Below are 18,837 nucleotides of genomic sequence, written 5' to 3'. Positions count from 1 at the left end.
AATAACACAAAAAGGCGCTTATTTGCGCCTTGCTCCTTTATTTTTATCTTTTTTATGCTTGTTTTTGTGTTTTGTTTTAGAAGAAGAAGCAACTTTTTTTGTAACTGTTTCACTTGCTTCTTTTTTTCCTAATTCTTTCTTTTTTGGGAACATTTTTGTTGGGGCTTTTTCAGGAGCTTCTGTCTGTAAGCCTCCCCCATAAATAAATAATTCAGTGAGTTCTGTTCCTGTTTGTCGAGCAATTTTTTTTAAGTCTCTTAGTGTATGTTCATTCACAAAGGTGATGACTTGTCCTTCTTGCCCCATTCGACCAGTTCTACCTGCACGATGCAAATAGGTTTCTTCTGTCATTGGAACTTCAACATTGACAACATAAGGCAGTTCCGCGATATCTAGCCCACGAGCAGCGACATCCGTTGATAACAACATGCTGATTTTGCCTTCTTTGAATTGATTCAATGCCGCTTTTCGTAACAGCTTGTTTTGGTCAGATGCTAAACTCGCCACGCGGATTCCTCGATAACTCATTTTTTCTTCCATCATGCCTAACTCACTCAACTGGTTGAAAAAAACAAGACCTTGGAAACCTTCCACATGGGCTAATCGTCTTAGATAGTCCTCTGTTTTTCGAGCAGGAACACGTATAAAATAGTGACTAAGTCCTTTCCTTGAATCATCCATTTTAGTAACGTCGACCACTTTCAGCGATTGTTTTGTCAATGATTCGATTTGCTGGATGGAACGATCGGCTGTTGCTGAAAAGAAAGCTAGCTGGTAGTCCGTTGGCGCTTGATGAACGATTTGATCAATAAATGGTCGATTTCCTTCATCAAAAAGTTGATCTGCCTCGTCAAATACGATTGTTTGGATTTGATGAGCCTTTATTTTTTTTTGTTTCATCAACTCTAATACACGACCTGGTGTGCCTACCAATACTTCCGGTTTCTTTTTTAGTCCTTCGATTTGGCGTTTAACATTTGCGCCGCCCACAACAGATTGGACAGAGATTGCTAAATCTTTTGCCCATTCACGGGTGACCTCAGCAACTTGGATCGCCAATTCTTGCGAAGAAGCAAGGATCAATAGGGTACTTGCCTCTCCTTTTTTCACATTTAATAGTAAAGGCCATAGATAAGCTAAGGTCTTACCAGAACCGGTTGGAGAAACAGCAATCAAGCTTTTACCTTCTTTTAAGTCAGTGAATACTTCTTGTTGGATAAACGATGGGCCGGTGAACCCTTTTTCTTCCCATTTGTTTTGCCAATTAGTTGGAAAATGTTTTACAAAATCAGTCATTACTCAGTTCCCTCTTTATCTGCATCGAATTCGATTCCACCACTGATTCGCAAATCATAAACGACTTGATTCACGTTTCGTGCAAGTTCGACCCATTCTTCATACTGTAATCCCCATTGTGGATCTTTAGGGTTCATGATCACATTTGCAAAATCTTCTGCCTCTTCACTCATTGGATTTTCAGAAGCCACGATCTCTAATTTTTCAATTTGTTCGTGGTTACGATCATGGTACTCTGCTTGCACAATTGCATTGACGCCATTCATGATCACTGTTCCGCTATCAAAATAAATCTCGGAAGGTAGATATGAATCACCGATTTTGCCCGGTTGGATCGCTACATCAAAAGTAGCATAGCGCAAGATCCCCCAACCTAATCCATCAACACCTGTAGCTATTTTTCTAGGGAAATAATGGACTTCTTGCGGCTTGCCAAACCAACCTACAGCTGCGTAGACGAGGTAAACGCCGAGATCCATCATTGCTCCACCTGAAAAATGCGGAGAGAAAATATTCGGTTCTTCCCCATCTAACACTTGATCATAACGAGAAGAATATTTCATATAACTGAAATTCGCGCCAATGATCTCATCTTTCAAAGGTAAAAATTCTGCAATTTTTTTAAACCCAGCTTCATGGATATTTCGCGCGGCTTCAAAGAAAAAGACTTTCTCTTGGTTTGCCAAATGAATGATCTCTTCCATTTCGTTTGGTGTACTAAATGCCGGTTTTTCTACAATCACATTTTTTCCTGCCAAAATTGCTTGCTTCGCATGCTGAAAATGCAAACTATTTGGCGAAGCAATATAGACCGTATCCATATGTTCTAACTCAAAAAAAACAGTTAAATCTGTTGCGAACGCGATATCGCCTTCATATTCTGCGCCAAATTGTTGCGCTTTTTCTAAATGTCTTGAATAAACAGCTGTTAATTCATACTTACGTGTCGCTAATGCTGCTTGAACAAATTGATGAGTAATCCAATTTGTGCCGATTATACCTAAATGGATCATCTTTACGCCTTCTTTCTATAAATTAGGATCTTCAAAAACTGTATTTAGGTCAAATGGGATTGCTTGTTTCAATACCACTTGTTTTTCTGTTACTTGACAATTATATACGATTACTTGAACACCTGCTTGCTGAGCAAAACGAAAAGCAGTGGCTAATTCTGGTTGCATCTGCTCATGGATCGTTGCTTGATGCAAGTGTTCAAATTGTGCAATAAAAAGAATATAGGTCTCATAGCCTTCTTGATGCGCGCCGATCAATTCATTGACGTGTTTAAGCCCACGAATGGTCGGTGCATCGGGAAAAGCACCTATTGCTTTGTTTTCCAGGGTCATCCCTTTGACTTCTACAAATGCTTTTTGACCGCAACTTGTTTCTAAATAAATATCAAATTTAGACTTTCCAAAGGTCACTTCACGTTTGTAGAACTCAATATCACTATTTAAATTTGGTAAGTGGATCGTCCCATCTAAAATTCCATCAATCGCTAATCGGTTTGGTAACTGACTATCGATATTGAACCACTGCTGCTCTTTTTTTACAGCAATCAGATCATAGGCAGTTTTACGTTTTGTTCCAGGAATGTGTACTAACGCCACCTCTGCACCAGGAAGCAACAACTCTTTGCCTCTACCTGTATTCTTAACATGAGTTTTGACTACTTCTCCTTTTTTGTTCAAACAAAAAGCAATAAAGCGATTTGGTCGTTCAATGAAGTAAGCAATTTCAACATCTTGGTAGTCCAATAGTCATCACCTGTCTCCCTACTACTGTATCCTACCATATTTTTACTAAAAACACTTGAAAAACCAGTCGAAAGTCTTAGAGAAATCGTGCACTTTTTTTAGTAAACTATAAGAAAAGGAACAATAAGCAAAATATGCTTTTATCATAAATCAAGACAAAGGAGTGGAAAAATGAAAAAAAGAATCATCTATATCCTACTTGCCGGTATCGCAACACTTGCTGGAAAAAAAGTACTCGATCATAAAAAGAAAGAAGCACAGGACGATCATTTGAATAAATACTGTGGAACTTGGTCATTTACGGATACCAGCCAAACACACCATGAACTGACCATCCATTCTGATTATTCTTTTTGGCTTGATGACCGTTCTTTAGGAACACTATTAGTCGAAGTTACCTCCGAAAAATTGATAGTTAGAGATCAATACGGCTTTTTCCTAACGTTTTCTTACAACGACATGTTACTGTACGATGAAGCAAATGATTCCGCTTATTTATTATCAAAAAAATCATGATTATCCTAGCTTAGTAGATGATACACTGCCGATCACTTCATTAACGTACTTCTTTTTTATAAAAACGAGACAAAAGGTTTAGAAAATTGCCGTTTTCTAAACCTTTTGTCTCGTTTTACAAGTTTCATCCATGCAACTTCCTCTAGGTCACAACGATCGAACAAATTATGCTATGATAAGAGCAAAGTACTTTTCAACTAGCGACTATTTGATCACTGCACATCTCAAACAACTACTTAGAAAGATGAACGAACGATGGAATACGAAAAATAAAAAAACCGACATTTCCGTCCTATTTTTTTCTCATAAAATAGTCAATTTGTGTTTTTTTTGTTACACTTACAAGTGATGGTTTCTTACCATGAAAGGATGATCGCATATGACACCAAACCGAGAAGATTATTTAAAAATCATTCTGGAATTAGGCGGTGACACAACAAAAGTCAACAATAAACAAATCGTTTCTAGCCTAGCAGTGTCACCTGCTTCAGTAAGCGAAATGATTTCTAAACTCGTTAAAGAAAAACTAGTCGAACACTCTCCTTACCAAGGTGTACAATTGACTGATAGCGGACTGATAAAAGCAAGTAGCCTGATACGTAAACATCGATTATGGGAAGTTTTTTTAGTCGAACATTTAGATTACAACTGGAATGAGGTTCATGACGATGCTGAGGTCCTTGAGCATGTGACTTCTGAACAGCTTGCGGATCATTTAGAAAGTTATTTAAATCATCCTAAACACTGCCCACATGGAGGCATTATTCCTAAAAAGGAACAGGTTGTCCATGAAGAACGTCGTCAAACACTTGAATCCTACCCAGTCGGTACCAAAATCCGGATTGCTCGTGTCCTTGATGAAAAGGAATTATTAGACTATTTAGTCACAATCGATGTCAATATTGATGAAACTTATGAAATTACTGATGTAGCGGCCTATGAAGGACCAATCACCATCCAAAATAAAACTAAAAAAATTCCTGTCAGCTTTAAAGCCGCCAGTACAATTTTTGTTGATAAACTGTAAAGGAGATTACCCAAATAATGAATGAAAAAAACGTATTATTTACTATATTTGGCGGTACAGGAGATTTAGCACAACGTAAATTGTATCCTTCCCTTTTTCGTTTATACAAAAAGGGCAACTTGAGCGAACATTTTGCTGTGATCGGTACAGCACGTCGTCCTTGGAGCGATGAACACTATCGTGAAGTGGTTAAAGGAACAATCAAAACATTGAATCCTTCTGCCGAAGAAGCCGAACGATTTGCCAGCCATTTTTATTATCAATCCCATGATGTCAATGATTCTTCTCATTACCAAACATTAAAAGAATTATCTGATCGTTTAGATGAAAAATACCACTTGAATGGTAATCGAATGTACTATTTAGCCATGGCTCCACAATTTTTCGGTACGATCGTTTCACATTTGAAATCTCAGAAAATCATCACTGAAGCTGGCTTCAACCGATTGATTATCGAAAAACCTTTTGGTTCTGATTTCCATTCTGCCTTTGAATTGAATGAAAAAATTCGACAAGTCTTTCCAGAAGATGATATTTTCCGTATTGACCATTATTTAGGTAAAGAAATGATCCAAAATATCTCTGCGATTCGCTTTGCCAATAATATTTTTGAGTCTCAATGGAACAATCGTTACATTGACAACATCCAAATCACTTTTGGTGAGAGTTTAGGTGTTGAAGATCGTGGCGGCTATTATGACCACAGTGGTGCGTTAAAAGATATGGTCCAAAATCATATCCTTCAAGTATTAGCTTTACTTGCGATGGAACCACCAGTTGCCTTTTCCGAAAAAGAAATCCGATCAGAAAAAATCAAAGCGTTAAAAGCTATTCGTATTTATGAAAAAAAAGAAGTCTTAGAAAATTTTGTACGTGGGCAATATGCTGCAGGTCAATTAGATGATCAGACATTCAAAGGCTATCGTGAAGAAGACAACGTTGATCCAGAATCAACAACTGAAACATTTGTTGCTGGAAAATTCACGATCGATAACTTCCGTTGGTCTGGCGTACCGTTTTATGTACGGACTGGGAAACGTCTTACTGAAAAAGGTACACGAATCAATATCGTCTTTAAACAAGTACCTGTCAATGTATTTAAAACATCGATCGACGAACCTTGTAATGATCCAACGTTACCACCAAATGTTTTGACTATCTATATTCAACCAACAGAAGGTTTTTCATTTACATTAAATGGAAAAAAAGTTGGTCAAGGCTTCGCCACCGATCCAATCAAACTGGAATATCGCAATAGTGCTGAAATGGTCGAAAATAGTCCTGAAGCGTATGAAAAGCTTATGTTAGATGCATTGAACGGTGATAGTACAAACTTCTCTCATTGGGAAGAAGTCGCACAAACTTGGCATATCGTTGACGTGATCCGCCAAGTTTGGGATCAAGTACAACCGGATTTCCCGAATTATAAAGCTGGTTCTATGGGTCCTGAAGCAGCATTCGAGCTTTTAGAAAAAGACGGGTTCGAATGGATCTGGCAACCAGATCATTGGTACCGTGAACGTGGTAAATTGGATTAGTGACCAATCACTTGCTATTCGCTTAAAAATACTCTTTGATGTAATAAAAACAACCAAACACAAGATGTGTTTGGTTGTTTTTTACTAACTTCTATTCAAAACCTTCTACGACTGCTTCTGGATAGAATTCTTCAACAAGCTGTGCGCAACGTCCGCATAAGTGTGGTAATTTTTCATCAGTTCCAACATCTTTACGGATTTGACGGCAACGATCACATGTTTCACCTTCTGCTTTTTCGACTAAAATCGCTACATCATCAAAGACTAAAGCATTTTCAGGCGCTTCAGTGTTTTCTGGCATAACCGTAAAGTAGTCTGGTGAGACGATCAATAATTGAGGAATGTCAGCAGCAACTGCTGTCAATAATTGATTCACCTGTTGATTTGGATAGATCGTTAATTTTGCTTCTAATGATTTTCCGATCAATTTACTATTTCTTGCTTCTTCTAGTGCTTTTAAGACTTTATCACGGAAATCCATGAAGGCCGCCCATGTATCTAATAACTCATCTTGGTTAGGATATTCAACATATCCTGGTAACTCACTTAATTGAACATAAGCTTCCTCTTCTTTTAAGAAGGACCAGATTTCCTCTGTTGTGTGAGGAATGATCGGTGTCAGTAATTTTGTTAATGAAACAGCTGTTTCATAAAAAACAGTTTGCATACAACGACGTTGATGATCATTTTCTGCTTCAATATAAACAACATCTTTTGCAAAATCAAGATAGAAAGAAGAAAGATCAACTGTTAAGAAATTCATCACTGTGCGATAGATTTGCATAAAGTTATACTTATCATATCCTTCTTCACGGATTTCTTTGATGACTTGATTTAAACGAACTGTCATATATTTATCAACTGAACGACGATCTTCATACGCTACTGCATCTTTCTTAGGGTCAAAATCATCCGTATTTGCTAATAGGAAACGCATCGTATTTCGGATTTTTCGATAAACTTCAGCAACTTGACCTAAAATATCCATAGACACACGAACATCTGCTTCGTAGTCCACACTAGATACCCATAGACGTAGAATATCCGCACCAAATTGTTTGATCACTTTATCTGGAACGATCGTATTGCCTAATGATTTACTCATTTTTCGACCTTCGCCATCTAACGTGAACCCTTGTGATAGAACTGCTTTGTATGGCGCAACACCATTGATCGCAACACTTGTTGTGATACTTGAGTTGAACCAACCACGGTATTGATCGGAGCCTTCAAGGTACATATCTGCTGGGAAAGATAACTCAGGGCGTTGACGTAAAACTGCTTCATGAGAAGAACCTGAATCAAACCATACGTCCATGATATCTGTTTCTTTAGTAAATTCGCCATTTGGTGATCCTGGATGCGTAAAGCCTTCAGGTAGTAAGTCCTTCGCTTCTTTTTCAAACCAAATGATTGAGCCATGGGCCGCAAATAATTCAGCGACATGTTCAATCGTCTCAGGTGTAATGATTGCTTCACCATTTTCAGCATAAAAGATTGGTAGTGGGACGCCCCAAGCACGTTGGCGTGAGATGACCCAATCGCCGCGATCACGTACCATATTGTAAAGACGTGTTTTTCCCCATGGAATGATCCAATCAACTTTTTCCACTTCATCAAGAATGTTTTGGCGGAAATCATTGATTGAAGCAAACCATTGTGGTGTTGCACGATAAATGACAGGTTTTTTAGTACGCCAGTCATGTGGGTAACTATGGGTGAAGAAATCCAATTTCAACAAGGCACCTTTTTCTTTTAATAGATCCGTGATCATTGGATTTGCTTTGTCATAAAAGATTCCTTCGAATCCAGGAGCTTCATCAGTAAATACACCTTTAGAATCAACGGGAGAAACAACAGGTAATTTGTAACGATTTCCTGCAATATAGTCATCTTCCCCGTGTCCAGGTGCAGTGTGAACTAATCCAGTACCGGCATCCAGCGTCACGTGATCTCCTAAGATCACTAAAGATTCACGATCATAGAATGGATGTGTCGCTGTCATGTATTCCATCTCTTGTCCTGCAAATTCTTTTAAGACTTGGACTGCTTCCCAGCCAATTGCTTGTTGTACCGTTTCCATCAAATCTTTGGCAACGACAAATTTGCGACCATCAGCTTCTACTAAGACATACGTAAATGTTGGATTTACAGCAATCCCTTGGTTAGCTGGCAATGTCCATGGTGTAGTTGTCCAAATAACGAAAGCAGTATCTTCTTCCAAAAGACCTTTGCCATCTTTCACAGTAAAAGCGACATAGATTGACGGAGATTTTACATCTTTATATTCAATTTCAGCTTCAGCTAATGAGGATTCACTAGATGGTGACCAGTAAATTGGTTTTAATCCTTTATAGATATATCCTTTTTCAGCCATTTTACCAAACACACGGATCTGTGCAGCTTCATAGGAAGGATCTAAAGTGACATAAGGATTTTCCCAATCACCAGCAACGCCTAGACGTTTAAAGTCTTCTCGCTGTTTGTCTACTTGTGAAAGGGCATATTCACGACATTTTTCCAAGTATTCAGCCATCGTCATTTCTTTTCTCTTGATTCCCTTGTTCGTCAACACTTGCTCAATTGGCAAGCCATGTGTGTCCCAGCCAGGAACGTACGGCGCACGAAAACCAGACATTGATTTTGAACGGATGATAATATCTTTACTGATTTTGTTTAACGAATGACCTAAATGAATATTTCCATTTGCATATGGAGGACCATCATGAAGAATAAAGCTTGGTTTGCCTTCATTCAACGCTTGTCTTTGTTGATAGATTTGATTTTCTTCCCATTCTTTTTGCCATTCACCTTCACGGTTTGGCAAATTCCCACGCATAGGAAAACTTGTTTTTCCTAGTTGTAAGGTTTCTTTCATTTTCATACAAACACTCCTTAACTATAGTTTACAGAACGCAAAAAAGCATGCTCATCCTAGGGACGAACATGCCGTGGTACCACCCAAATTTAGTTACGATCGTAACTCTCAAAGACCGATAACGAGGTCAACCGCTATTTCTTACTAGTGTTCAGAAATAAATCAAGTAGAGGATCTTTCACTTTGCAGGGTCTTACCAATCTTACACTGTCATTGGCTCGCTTTAAGAATGTCAAAATGCTTTTCTGTTCTACTCTTCTTCGTATTCTCCAGGAATGATCGAAAGATCGATTGCTTGCGTATCAAAAGCAGTCACTGGAGACTCGTATACTCCTGTTTCAGAGTGTACATCACTTTCATTTTCATTGTCAAGCTGTTTTGCCAAAACTTCTTTGATTACTTCATGGCTATCTGTTACATAACTAGAAAATGGTTGTAGGATCTCATCCCATTCTGGACTTTTTACTTGTTCAAGTTGAGATTCCAACATCAAGCTGATTCGTTGATGGAATACACGAGTTTTCTTCTTCAAGTCCTCTGTTTCTGTCGCTAATTGTCTTGCTTTTTCAGTCGCATCTGTCAAGATACGACGTGCTTTTTCTTCAGCATCTGTAGTTAATTGGTGCGCACGTTTTTCAGCATTTGCGACCATTTCGTCCGCTTTGTTTTGTGCAGAAGTAACAATCACTTCTGATTCTTTGCTTGCACTTGTTTTTACTTTGTCAGCTGTATCTTGTGCCACAATGATCGATTGATTCAACGCATCTTTCAATTCATTGAAGTACTCAAGTTTTTCTTCCGAATGCTTTACTGCTTTTTCTAATTCACGATTTCTTTGTGTTACTTCTTCGTAATCACGAACGACTAAATCTAAGAAATCATCTACTTCGTCTTGATTGTATCCCCGCATTTTTGTTGGGAATGTTTTATTTTGAATATCTAATGGAGTTAAAGCCATGAGTAAACCACCTTCTTGTTTTATTTACGTAATACACCAAACAACACCCTGCACTTGTCTTTTTTCGTTTTCCCCTCAAGGTCTTGGATCTGTATTCTACCATACCCTCTGATCGAAACAATGTCCAATAACTCAAGTAGAAAGTCCGGTTTTGTATTTTCTGTCCAATTGACTTTTACTTTACCTGCTTCGATCAATTGCTTCGAACGTTGTCTGGATATATTATAGATTTCCGATATCACAGTGTCCAGTCTAAGTGAAGTGACCGTTCCTCTTTCTTGCATCCAGCTATCTTTTGGCAAGACCATATCTGTATACTTGATTTCCTCTAAGCGTACAGCTACTTTTCCGATCTTAGTCACTTGATTAACGACAAAGTGGTCGACTTCATTTGCAATGAAAACTTGCCATCGTTCATCATCTGAAATAATATCACCAAAATATGAACGTTTTATCCCTGTACCAACTAGTGTACCTAGGATCTTCCCATGGCTTAAACTGGCAAATTTACTGGGATAATGGACTTCATATAATGACATTTCAAAATCTTCATCAACAGGCTCATAATAGTCTGGGAAAATCAAGCATCTTTTCCGTTCCGCTTGCTCATACCCACCATATAACTGAAAACGCAAGTCACTATTTTGACGTATCAGGGTCTCTAAGATGTAGCACTGTCTCGGATCAAGAAATTCTGTCAGATATGGTGCATACTGACTCTGGACCTGTTCAATCCAATCTCCGACAGAGTCGATAAAAGAACGTTCATCTACTCGGAAATGTTGATATACATTCGCATCCACTTGATCCCCTCCTAACTCCCTGTTTATTCTACGCTAAATAGCGAACGTAATCATCCATAAAACGATATGCTGCAATCCTTGTACGGCAAGATTCAAAATCAAAATCGATGCTAAGATCGTAAAATCAATTGGTCCAAATCTTAACGGCAAACGATCAAATAGGCTGATATATGGTTCACAAATCTTTGCTAATATACGTCCAAGACTAGATTGGTACCCTCCAGGAAACCAAGATAGTAACGCATAAACTACTAGAATCATGCTGTAAAAGTATGCAGCACGTGAAATTAAATTAAGTAACATAAAAAGAATATAAATGTTTACTCCTCCTCTTTACAGATCAAACATACTGCCATCTGCGAAAGATTGAGCCGTTGAACTATCGATTTCCAGACCAGCAGGTGTGCAAAGGAAAATCTCATCACCTACTCGTTTAATATCGCCGTCTAACGCATAGACTGTCCCTGTTAGGAAATCCACGATACGTCGAGCCTGCTTTTCTTCTACTAATCGAAAATTGACTAATGTTGCTTCTCCCGCAATGATCCTTTTAGCAATCGTCATCGCTTCAGAGTAGGCACGAGGTTCCATCACTGTGATTTTTCCTGCTAACTGTGTGTTAGGTTGAACAGATGGTCTCGTTTGTCGTTGGTCTTTTTGCGTATTTTTTGTAGAAGTTTGATGTAATTCAATGACTTTTTTTGTTTCGTTCATCGGCGCATTCTCACGACCAACCGGACGAGATGTCATCGCTGGACGTTGTTTTTTTTCAATCGGCTGTGAAACAGCTGGAGAATGTTGTTGATGCTGTGTGTTTGATTTAGTTGGTTGCTTGGCAACCTGTTGTTGTTCAGGATAATCTTCGTATTCGTACTCTTCTTCATCCGCTAATCCGAAAAAATTAGCAATTGCTCCCCTGTTTAAAAGTGGCATTATTCTTCCTCCTCGTCTTTGAATAGCGCTGTTCCTACACGGATAAATGTAGCTCCTTCTTCAATTGCAAGTTGAAAATCTTGGCTCATCCCCATGCTCAGTTCGGTACATGGTGCATGTGTGTATTGTTTTGATTGGGCAAGATCACGCAATTCTCTCAGCGTTTCAAATACTTTATGAATTTGTTCAGCAGAAGCGTCCTTCGGTGCCATAGTCATAAGTCCCACTACCTGTATATTTGGATAGGCTGCTAAAGATTCTAAGAAAGGTAGAAGCTCCGCTGGTGAGATACCGTGTTTCGATACTTCACCAGACACATTGACTTCCACAAAACAAGCTAGCTGTTTTTCTAATCTTTTTTGGATTTCTTCTGCTAATTTCAAACTGTCTAACGCATGAAAGTAATCAATTTCATTTACAATCAATTTTACCTTTCTGCGTTGTAAATTACCAATTAAATGCCACTTCACTTCAGAATATTTAAGCAAATCTTGTTTTTTTTGCAACAATTTATCGACACGATTTTCTGCACAATGTGTGACTCCAGCATTGATTAATTCTTCAGCTTGGAGTGACTCTACAGATTTTGTAACAGCTACTAATGTCACTTCTTTCGGGTCACGATGAACAAGAGCACACGAATCCTGAATGTCTTGCTTGATATTCTGCAAGTTGTCAGCAATCATGTGCTCTTCCTCCTTTTATTTTTTACGACGGAAAAACGGCGGTGTATTCAATTCGTCGTCACCTTTTGTTTTTGTTTCTTCACGATTGAATGTATCAAATTCTTTTTTCTCAATAGTTTCGTAATTAGACTCATCCACTTTTGGACGAACATTTTGTTCGCGGCGGATGTCCCAATCACCAAAACTGCTTTCATCCTCAGCAGTAATTGGTTTTGCTTGGTCCATGTCTAATCGATTGCTTTGAGCAGAAGATTGCGTTTGAGTTGACGTTTGTCTAGCTGGACGACTAGACTTCCGTTCCTTTTTTGTTTCATCAATACCTGTAGCAATGACCGTTACACGGATTTCATCGCCCATTTCTTCATTGATCGATGTCCCTAAGATGATATTTACATCGCCAGTTGCTGCATTTGCTACGATATCTGAAGCATCTTGTGCTTCGAATAACGTCATATCCAAGCCACCAGTGATGTTCAATAGGACTTGTTCTGCCCCATCGATCGATGTTTCTAATAATGGAGAAGAGATTGCTTTCTTCGTTGCTTCAATCACACGTTCTTCACCACTTGCTACTCCGATACCCATCAAAGCAGTACCTTGGTTTGCCATCACTGTTTTCACATCAGCAAAATCCAAGTTTACGTAACCTGGTGCAGTGATTAAATCAGAGATACCTTGCACACCTTGGCGTAAGACATTATCTGCCTCGCGGAATGCTTCAAGCATTGGTGTCTTTTTATCAACGACTTCAAGAAGTCGGTTGTTTGAGATGATCAATAATGTATCTACGTTTTCTTTCAAACGTGCGATACCTTCCGCAGCAAAACGGCCACGTTTTGGTCCTTCAAATGTAAATGGACGAGTGACAACACCTACTGTCAATGCACCCAATTCTCTAGCAATTCCAGCAACGATCGGTGCAGCACCAGTACCAGTTCCACCACCCATACCAGCAGTGATGAAGATCATGTCTGCGCCTTCTAATGCTTCACGTAGAGATTGTTCACTCTCTTCAGCTGCTTTTTGGCCAACTTCTGGTTGTGAACCTGCACCTAAACCACGTGTGTATTTAGGTCCTAATTGGATCACTGTTTCAGCTTTTGAATTTTTTAATGCTTGGACGTCTGTGTTGGCAGTGATAAATTCAACACCTTTAACGTTTTCTTCAATCATACGGTTTACAGCGTTTCCGCCTCCGCCACCGACGCCGATTACTTTGATGACTGCGCCGTCATTGATGTTATTATCAATTGAGAATTCCATGTTTTTTTCCTCCCACGATGATTAATCAAATATATTGGTAAAAAATCCTTTGATTTTACTTGTTACGTTTTCGCCAGAATTTTTTTCTTCTGGTTCTTCGTTATACGTTGTTTCTTCTGCCACATCGTATTGTTCATAAGATGTGTGAGCTTCCGGCTCATTGGTTGTATAATGAACAGGTGCTGATTCCCCCATAACAGCGATTTTAGCTAATTGGTATACTTCACTTAAATTCGCAGAGTAATCAACGATACTGATCACGTTTGTAAATACTGGATTTCTTAGACCCATTTGATTTGGTACATAAAGCTTCACATTTACGCCAAATATTTCCTGTGCCAAATCAACGACACCTGGAAGGCTTGCTGCCCCACCAGTTAAGACAATACCGCCAGGCAGCTCTAACGCTTCGATTTGATCTAACGCTTCTTTTGCTTTATTGAAGATTTGTTCCATCCGAGCAGAGATTACTTCTGATAGGTAATGTTCATCGACTCGAACAGGTTCTGTTTGGCCAATCACATCTACCGGAAATACTTCTTGCTCTGAGGTACGTTCTGGATATGCATCCCCGTAATTTATTTTTAATGCTTCTGCATTGTTGAAGGAAGTATTTAAAACAATGGAGATATCTTTTGTGACAAATTCGCCACCTTCTTGATCTAGGCTCGTGAATTTCAACTGTTTGTCATGCATGACAGCTGTTGTTGTTTGTCCGCCACCCATATCGATAACGATTGTACCAAAATCTTTTTCTCCATCCGAAAGAATTGATTCAGTCAACGCTAAAGGTGTGATCACTAATTCATTGACGATCAATCCCGCATTTTCAACACATTTACGAATGTTATGAATGATTGTTTTTGGTCCAGTAAATAATAGACCATACATTTCTAATCTGACACCGATCATCCCACGAGGATCTTTGATGCCTTCGAATCCATCTACCGTAAAGTCCTGTGGTAAAATTGACACGATTTGACGTTCAGGAGGTATTGAACGAACCAGTGCAGCTGAAGCCACATTGCGGACATCTTCATCGGTGATTTCTTTTGAATCTCCGTTTACTGCAATCATCCCTTGGCAGTTTTCTACTTCAAGCATGTTTGCTGGTAGACCCACGCTTACACTTTTGATTTGAATGCCGGCTTTTTCTTCTGCCTGACGCACTGCTCGCTGTATCGCTTGTACTGTTTTATCGATATCAACGATGATGCCTCGGTTAATCCCTTCTGATTTTGCGTTCCCTACTCCAATAATATTCATTTGGCTGTCGATATATTCAGCCACGACAACTTTGACAGATGTCGTTCCAATATCAAGGCCTACGTACATTCCTGTTTTTGCCATGAATGGGATTCCCTCCTACTTAACTATTCCATATACATGCGAACCAATAACGTCCGTTTTAAAAATATACTTAATAGATATATTCACTGTTTCCAATTTTACCATAAATTACCAGTTTTTAGAAAGTAGATTATCACATTTTACAGTGGTTTTCTTAATTTTCATCTAAACTTGACGAAGATGGGGTCGTATTTTCATTTGTTGGATTCATTTCGCCTTGATTCTCACTTATTTGAGGCTCATCAACGCCCGTTTCTGAAGTAGAAGTTTGATCCGTACTTTGCGCACTTGCCTCTGTACTTTCTTCTGATCCTTCTTCTTGCGCTTCTTCGCTATTATTTGAGTAAGGGTAAGAAAAAATCCCTACTTCCATGTCGATGACACCATTTTCTTCCATTTCGCTAGCTACTTGCGCATAAAAATTCATTTGCGTTGCTAAGTTAGTAATATTGACGATCACTTGGTTCCCATCGTTCATATTCAGCTGGATCAAATTCTGATTCGTATTACGTGGCGTATATTTGATTTCCGAAATGGCTTTTTGTAACTCTGGCGATAGTTTATTATATTCTTTTGCTAAATCTTTGATTTTTGTTGAGTCAGTAAATCCTTCTAGGATCGGAAGATTTTTTGTTGGACTTTCAACTATCTCATCCAACACTGTTCCATCTTCGATCACAGGACTATATTTTCCGTCCGTTAAAATCAAAGCAATCTCTTTATATTCAGTGACAGACAGATCAAATGTATTGACACTACTAAAACCGATCGTAGCAGATTTTATTCGAGGCTGCTCTTTTTTCAAATGATCGATGTAACTTTGGCGCTGCCAATACTGTCCCCAAATATGCTGATTCAATGCTAATTGCGTATCCTTCAATATTTCTTCTTTCGAAACAACTTCATTTCCGGAAACAGAAACGCCCTCTAATTTGCTCAACGGGGAAACATAATAAATCAAAAATAACAAAGGAATCAAAAGAATGGAAATGATTAAACTCAGCCTTTTGTATAAAACTTTGTTTCGATAATTTTTTAAATTAGGCAAGCGATCAATAAACGAACCATTATACGGTCCCCCGTCTTTCTTATGTTCGATTTCTTCATAGTCTAATAAATCATCTTCTTCAACAAGTAGTTCTTCTTTTTTAGGAGGTGTAGGTTCTTTTTGTTCTTCTTTATGCTCGCTTTTTTCACTTGTTCCTGTCTGATGATCTGTGTGTTCTTTATGTTCTTCTAAGTATTTTCGGTTGGCCATTTGCCAAGGCGTCAGCGAGTTTTCATCGTTTGACTTCTCAGGCGTTTTTTTTGTTTCTTTTTTCTTACTCATCTATGACCACCACCTTATTCTATGATTAACGATTTTGCTAGTTGATACAAACGCTCAGACGCATCCGGGATACCTAATGTTTTAGAGGCAGTTGACATATTTTGTTGTAGTGTTTCATCTGTCATGATCTCATTTATCGTGGCACCCAAGGAATCACCATCCAACTCTCCATCCGCAATCATCTTAGCCGCCCCAACTCGAACGAGACTCATCGCGTTTTTTGTCTGATGATCGTTTGTCACATAAGGACTTGGGATAAGGATCGCAGGTAACCCAAGTGCGGTCAACTCAGCAATGGAGGTCGCCCCTGCTCGTCCGACCAATAGATCACTTGCCGCCATCACCGCTGCCATTTCATTGATGTAAGGTTGAATACTGATATTTGCTTTTGTTTCTCCTAACTTTTCCTTAATACTTTGATAATAACGTTCTCCTGATGCATAAAGGATCTGATAATCCGTCGCTTCAAATGTATCCAAATAAGAAGTAACAGCTTGATTGATTTTTAATGCCCCTTGGCTTCCTCCAAAAATCAAGACTGTTTTCTTCTTAGGATCGAGATCAAATTTTTTTAGAATATCTGTTTTCATCGTATCTGCAACTTCTTGTGCTCGCGGGTTACCGATCAAAACTGATTTGTCCTCTGGGAAAAAGGTTGCTGCATCTTTAAAAGAAAGCGCGATTCGATTCACATAACGACTCAAAAATTTATTTGTCATCCCCGGTACACTATTTTGTTCATGGATGATTGTCGGAATCCCTAACTTAGCAGAAGCATACACAACTGCCCCAGAAACATAACCACCGGTTCCGATCACGATATCTGGTTGAAATTCTTTTAGTATTTTTTTCGCTTGATGGATACTTTTTAAGAATAATTGGATCGTTTTGACATTAGCTAGTGAAAACTTTCGCTGAAATCCTTGGATCTCTAAGGTATGAAAAGGAATCCCAGTGGTTGGAACGATTTTGTTTTCCAAACCACGTTTTGCACCTACATACATAAACTCGGCGTTCGGCTCTTGTGTTTTCACATAATTGACGAAGGCTAGCGCGGGATAGATATGTCCACCGGTTCCTCCACCTGTTACCAAAATTTTCATAGTTATTATCGCTCGTTTCTACTTTTCTATTTTTAATTTTCTAACGGCTTCCATAAAGCGATCACCACGGATCTCAAAATTAGGATATTGATCCCAACTTGCATTGGCTGGTGATAATAAAACCACATCTCCTGGTTCGCTATTTTCTAAAGCTACAGGAACCGCAGCTTCCACAGACTCTGCTGTGCAGATCGTTGGTATGCCCGCTTTTTCACCAGCATCCTTTAATTTCTCTTTAGTTTCACCAAAAGTGATCAATCCCTTCACTCCTTCAAGTGATGGAATGAGTTCATTAAAGCTATTGCCCCGATCAAGTCCACCGGCGATCAAAATCAATTTTTCTGGTTGAAATCCGCTTAATGCCATCTTGGTTGCTAAGATATTTGTGGCTTTCGAATCATTGTAAAATTTACGTCCTTGCACCTCTCCAACATATTGTGTACGATGTGGTACGCCATGAAAATGACTCAATGTTTCTTTTATTTCTTCATTTGAGACATTATATTGTTTTGCAACAGTAATAGCTGCTAACGCATTTTCAACATTGTGCGCCCCTGGAACACCTATTTCTGAGATCTCCATGACTTTTTCTTTGTCGTAATAAATAACTCCCTCAAAAGAATAAGCACCTGTCGCTAAGACTTGATCTGTCGCAAAAGGTAACACTTTCGCTTTTGTTTTTTTACTTAGTTCCTGTAATTCTTTCTGATTCCAATTCAGTACAAGATAATCCTCTGACGTCATGTTTTTTTGCAAATGCCATTTAGCTTTGACATAGGCTGGGCGAGAGCCATGATAGTCGATGTGTGCTTCATAGATATTCGTGATCACTGCAATATGGGGACGAAGATCAGTAATTCCCATCAATTGAAAACTTGAAAGTTCCATAACAATCTTGTCTTCCGGATTAGCTTCTTGTGCCACACTACTTGCAGGAAAGCCAATATTACCAGCTAAACGAGTGATACCTGCTGATTTCCCCGCATTCAACAATAACCCAGTCATTGTTGTTGTCGTCGTTTTTCCGTTGGTGCCTGTTATGCCGATAATTGGGCATTCCGCTACTTCGTAAGCCAGTTCAACTTCCGTAATTACCGGAATACCCATTTCTTGAGCTTTTGCAACTAATGGATGTGTATAAGGAATACCTGGATTTTTGACCAGTATTAAAAATTTTTCATCTAATAATTCAATTGGGTGACTACCAGTCACTACTTTGATCCCTAAAGAAAGCAATTCTTGGGCTTCAGGATTTTCATCAAACGGTTTTCCGTCATTAACGGTGACAAGTGCGCCCAGTTCATGTAATAACTTGGCCGCACTAAATCCACTTTTTGCTAATCCTAATACAAGGACTTTTTTATTTTCATAAGTTGTTATTTTTTTCATTCTCGTCATC

At 38.8% G+C, this 18,837-nt stretch carries 17 protein-coding genes; 3 read left to right on the top strand and 14 right to left on the bottom strand.

What is annotated here, in order from left to right:
* Nucleotides 1-18 precede the first annotated feature (18 nt).
* From CYK55_RS04280 to sfsA, 3 genes are read right to left on the bottom strand one after another with little or no spacing between them, the layout of a single operon-like run.
* Complete coding sequence (locus tag CYK55_RS04280; RefSeq protein ID WP_034689814.1) at nucleotides 19-1,296, bottom strand: DEAD/DEAH box helicase; 1,278 nt, start codon at nucleotides 1,294-1,296, stop codon at nucleotides 19-21.
* The gene (locus tag CYK55_RS04275; protein ID WP_126133989.1) at nucleotides 1,296-2,309 is read right to left on the bottom strand and encodes a Gfo/Idh/MocA family protein; all 1,014 of its coding nucleotides are present in this window, start codon (nucleotides 2,307-2,309) and stop codon (nucleotides 1,296-1,298) included. The genes CYK55_RS04280 and CYK55_RS04275 overlap by 1 nt, the downstream gene beginning before the upstream one ends.
* 15 nt (nucleotides 2,310-2,324) lie before the next feature.
* Nucleotides 2,325-3,053: a DNA/RNA nuclease SfsA gene (gene sfsA, locus CYK55_RS04270; RefSeq protein ID WP_034689819.1), complete on the bottom strand. Its 729-nt coding sequence runs from the start codon at nucleotides 3,051-3,053 to the stop codon at nucleotides 2,325-2,327.
* A 171-nt stretch (nucleotides 3,054-3,224) separates the two neighbouring features.
* On the opposite strand from sfsA, the gene CYK55_RS04265 reads away from it, so the two are divergent.
* From CYK55_RS04265 to zwf, 3 genes are all read left to right on the top strand, one after another.
* The gene (locus tag CYK55_RS04265) at nucleotides 3,225-3,569 is read left to right on the top strand and encodes a DUF4828 domain-containing protein (RefSeq protein ID WP_126133988.1); all 345 of its coding nucleotides are present in this window, start codon (nucleotides 3,225-3,227) and stop codon (nucleotides 3,567-3,569) included.
* Between the two features lie 379 nt (nucleotides 3,570-3,948).
* The gene (locus tag CYK55_RS04260) at nucleotides 3,949-4,596 is read left to right on the top strand and encodes a metal-dependent transcriptional regulator (protein WP_010735969.1); all 648 of its coding nucleotides are present in this window, start codon (nucleotides 3,949-3,951) and stop codon (nucleotides 4,594-4,596) included.
* Between the two features lie 14 nt (nucleotides 4,597-4,610).
* Nucleotides 4,611-6,134, top strand: coding sequence for a glucose-6-phosphate dehydrogenase (zwf, locus tag CYK55_RS04255; RefSeq protein ID WP_206437475.1), 1,524 nt, complete (start codon nucleotides 4,611-4,613; stop codon nucleotides 6,132-6,134).
* Between the two features lie 91 nt (nucleotides 6,135-6,225).
* Here the strand turns inward: zwf and ileS are convergent, their stop codons facing one another.
* The 11 genes from ileS to murD all read right to left on the bottom strand — a co-directional run bounded on the left by ileS (nucleotide 6,226) and on the right by murD (nucleotide 18,827).
* Nucleotides 6,226-9,018 carry an isoleucine--tRNA ligase gene (ileS, locus tag CYK55_RS04250; protein WP_034689839.1) on the bottom strand — a complete coding sequence of 931 codons (2,793 nt, stop codon included), beginning with the start codon at nucleotides 9,016-9,018 and terminating at the stop codon, nucleotides 6,226-6,228.
* Nucleotides 9,019-9,262: 244 nt separating this feature from the next.
* Complete coding sequence (locus tag CYK55_RS04245) at nucleotides 9,263-9,970, bottom strand: DivIVA domain-containing protein (RefSeq protein WP_010735972.1); 708 nt, start codon at nucleotides 9,968-9,970, stop codon at nucleotides 9,263-9,265.
* Between the two features lie 20 nt (nucleotides 9,971-9,990).
* Nucleotides 9,991-10,773, bottom strand: coding sequence for an RNA-binding protein (locus CYK55_RS04240; RefSeq protein WP_034689841.1), 783 nt, complete (start codon nucleotides 10,771-10,773; stop codon nucleotides 9,991-9,993).
* Between the two features lie 33 nt (nucleotides 10,774-10,806).
* On the bottom strand, nucleotides 10,807-11,076 hold the full coding sequence (locus CYK55_RS04235; RefSeq protein ID WP_010735974.1) for a YggT family protein: 270 nt from the start codon (nucleotides 11,074-11,076) through the stop codon (nucleotides 10,807-10,809).
* A gap of 30 nt (nucleotides 11,077-11,106) precedes the next feature.
* A complete protein-coding gene (locus tag CYK55_RS04230) occupies nucleotides 11,107-11,706 on the bottom strand; it encodes a cell division protein SepF (protein ID WP_034689844.1) in 600 nt (199 codons plus the stop codon).
* Nucleotides 11,706-12,392, bottom strand: coding sequence for a YggS family pyridoxal phosphate-dependent enzyme (locus tag CYK55_RS04225; RefSeq protein WP_010735976.1), 687 nt, complete (start codon nucleotides 12,390-12,392; stop codon nucleotides 11,706-11,708). The genes CYK55_RS04230 and CYK55_RS04225 overlap by 1 nt, the downstream gene beginning before the upstream one ends.
* 15 nt (nucleotides 12,393-12,407) lie before the next feature.
* A complete protein-coding gene (gene ftsZ, locus CYK55_RS04220) occupies nucleotides 12,408-13,655 on the bottom strand; it encodes a cell division protein FtsZ (RefSeq protein ID WP_010735977.1) in 1,248 nt (415 codons plus the stop codon).
* 21 nt (nucleotides 13,656-13,676) lie between these two features.
* Nucleotides 13,677-15,005: a cell division protein FtsA gene (ftsA, locus tag CYK55_RS04215; protein ID WP_034689847.1), complete on the bottom strand. Its 1,329-nt coding sequence runs from the start codon at nucleotides 15,003-15,005 to the stop codon at nucleotides 13,677-13,679.
* Nucleotides 15,006-15,159: 154 nt separating this feature from the next.
* Nucleotides 15,160-16,335, bottom strand: a complete 1,176-nt coding sequence (locus tag CYK55_RS04210) for a cell division protein FtsQ/DivIB (RefSeq protein ID WP_034689849.1) — start codon at nucleotides 16,333-16,335, stop codon at nucleotides 15,160-15,162.
* 14 nt (nucleotides 16,336-16,349) lie between these two features.
* Nucleotides 16,350-17,438, bottom strand: coding sequence for an undecaprenyldiphospho-muramoylpentapeptide beta-N-acetylglucosaminyltransferase (gene murG / locus CYK55_RS04205; protein WP_034689851.1), 1,089 nt, complete (start codon nucleotides 17,436-17,438; stop codon nucleotides 16,350-16,352).
* Nucleotides 17,439-17,456: 18 nt separating this feature from the next.
* Nucleotides 17,457-18,827 carry a UDP-N-acetylmuramoyl-L-alanine--D-glutamate ligase gene (gene murD / locus CYK55_RS04200; RefSeq protein ID WP_126133986.1) on the bottom strand — a complete coding sequence of 457 codons (1,371 nt, stop codon included), beginning with the start codon at nucleotides 18,825-18,827 and terminating at the stop codon, nucleotides 17,457-17,459.
* Between the last annotated feature and the right edge of the window lie 10 nt (nucleotides 18,828-18,837).

The organism is Enterococcus mundtii (assembly GCF_003957375.1).
In the GTDB taxonomy this organism is placed as follows: domain Bacteria; phylum Bacillota; class Bacilli; order Lactobacillales; family Enterococcaceae; genus Enterococcus_B; species Enterococcus_B spodopteracolus.
The sequence above is the reverse complement of the archived record's forward strand: the minus strand, read 5'-3'. Positions and strand labels throughout refer to the sequence as shown.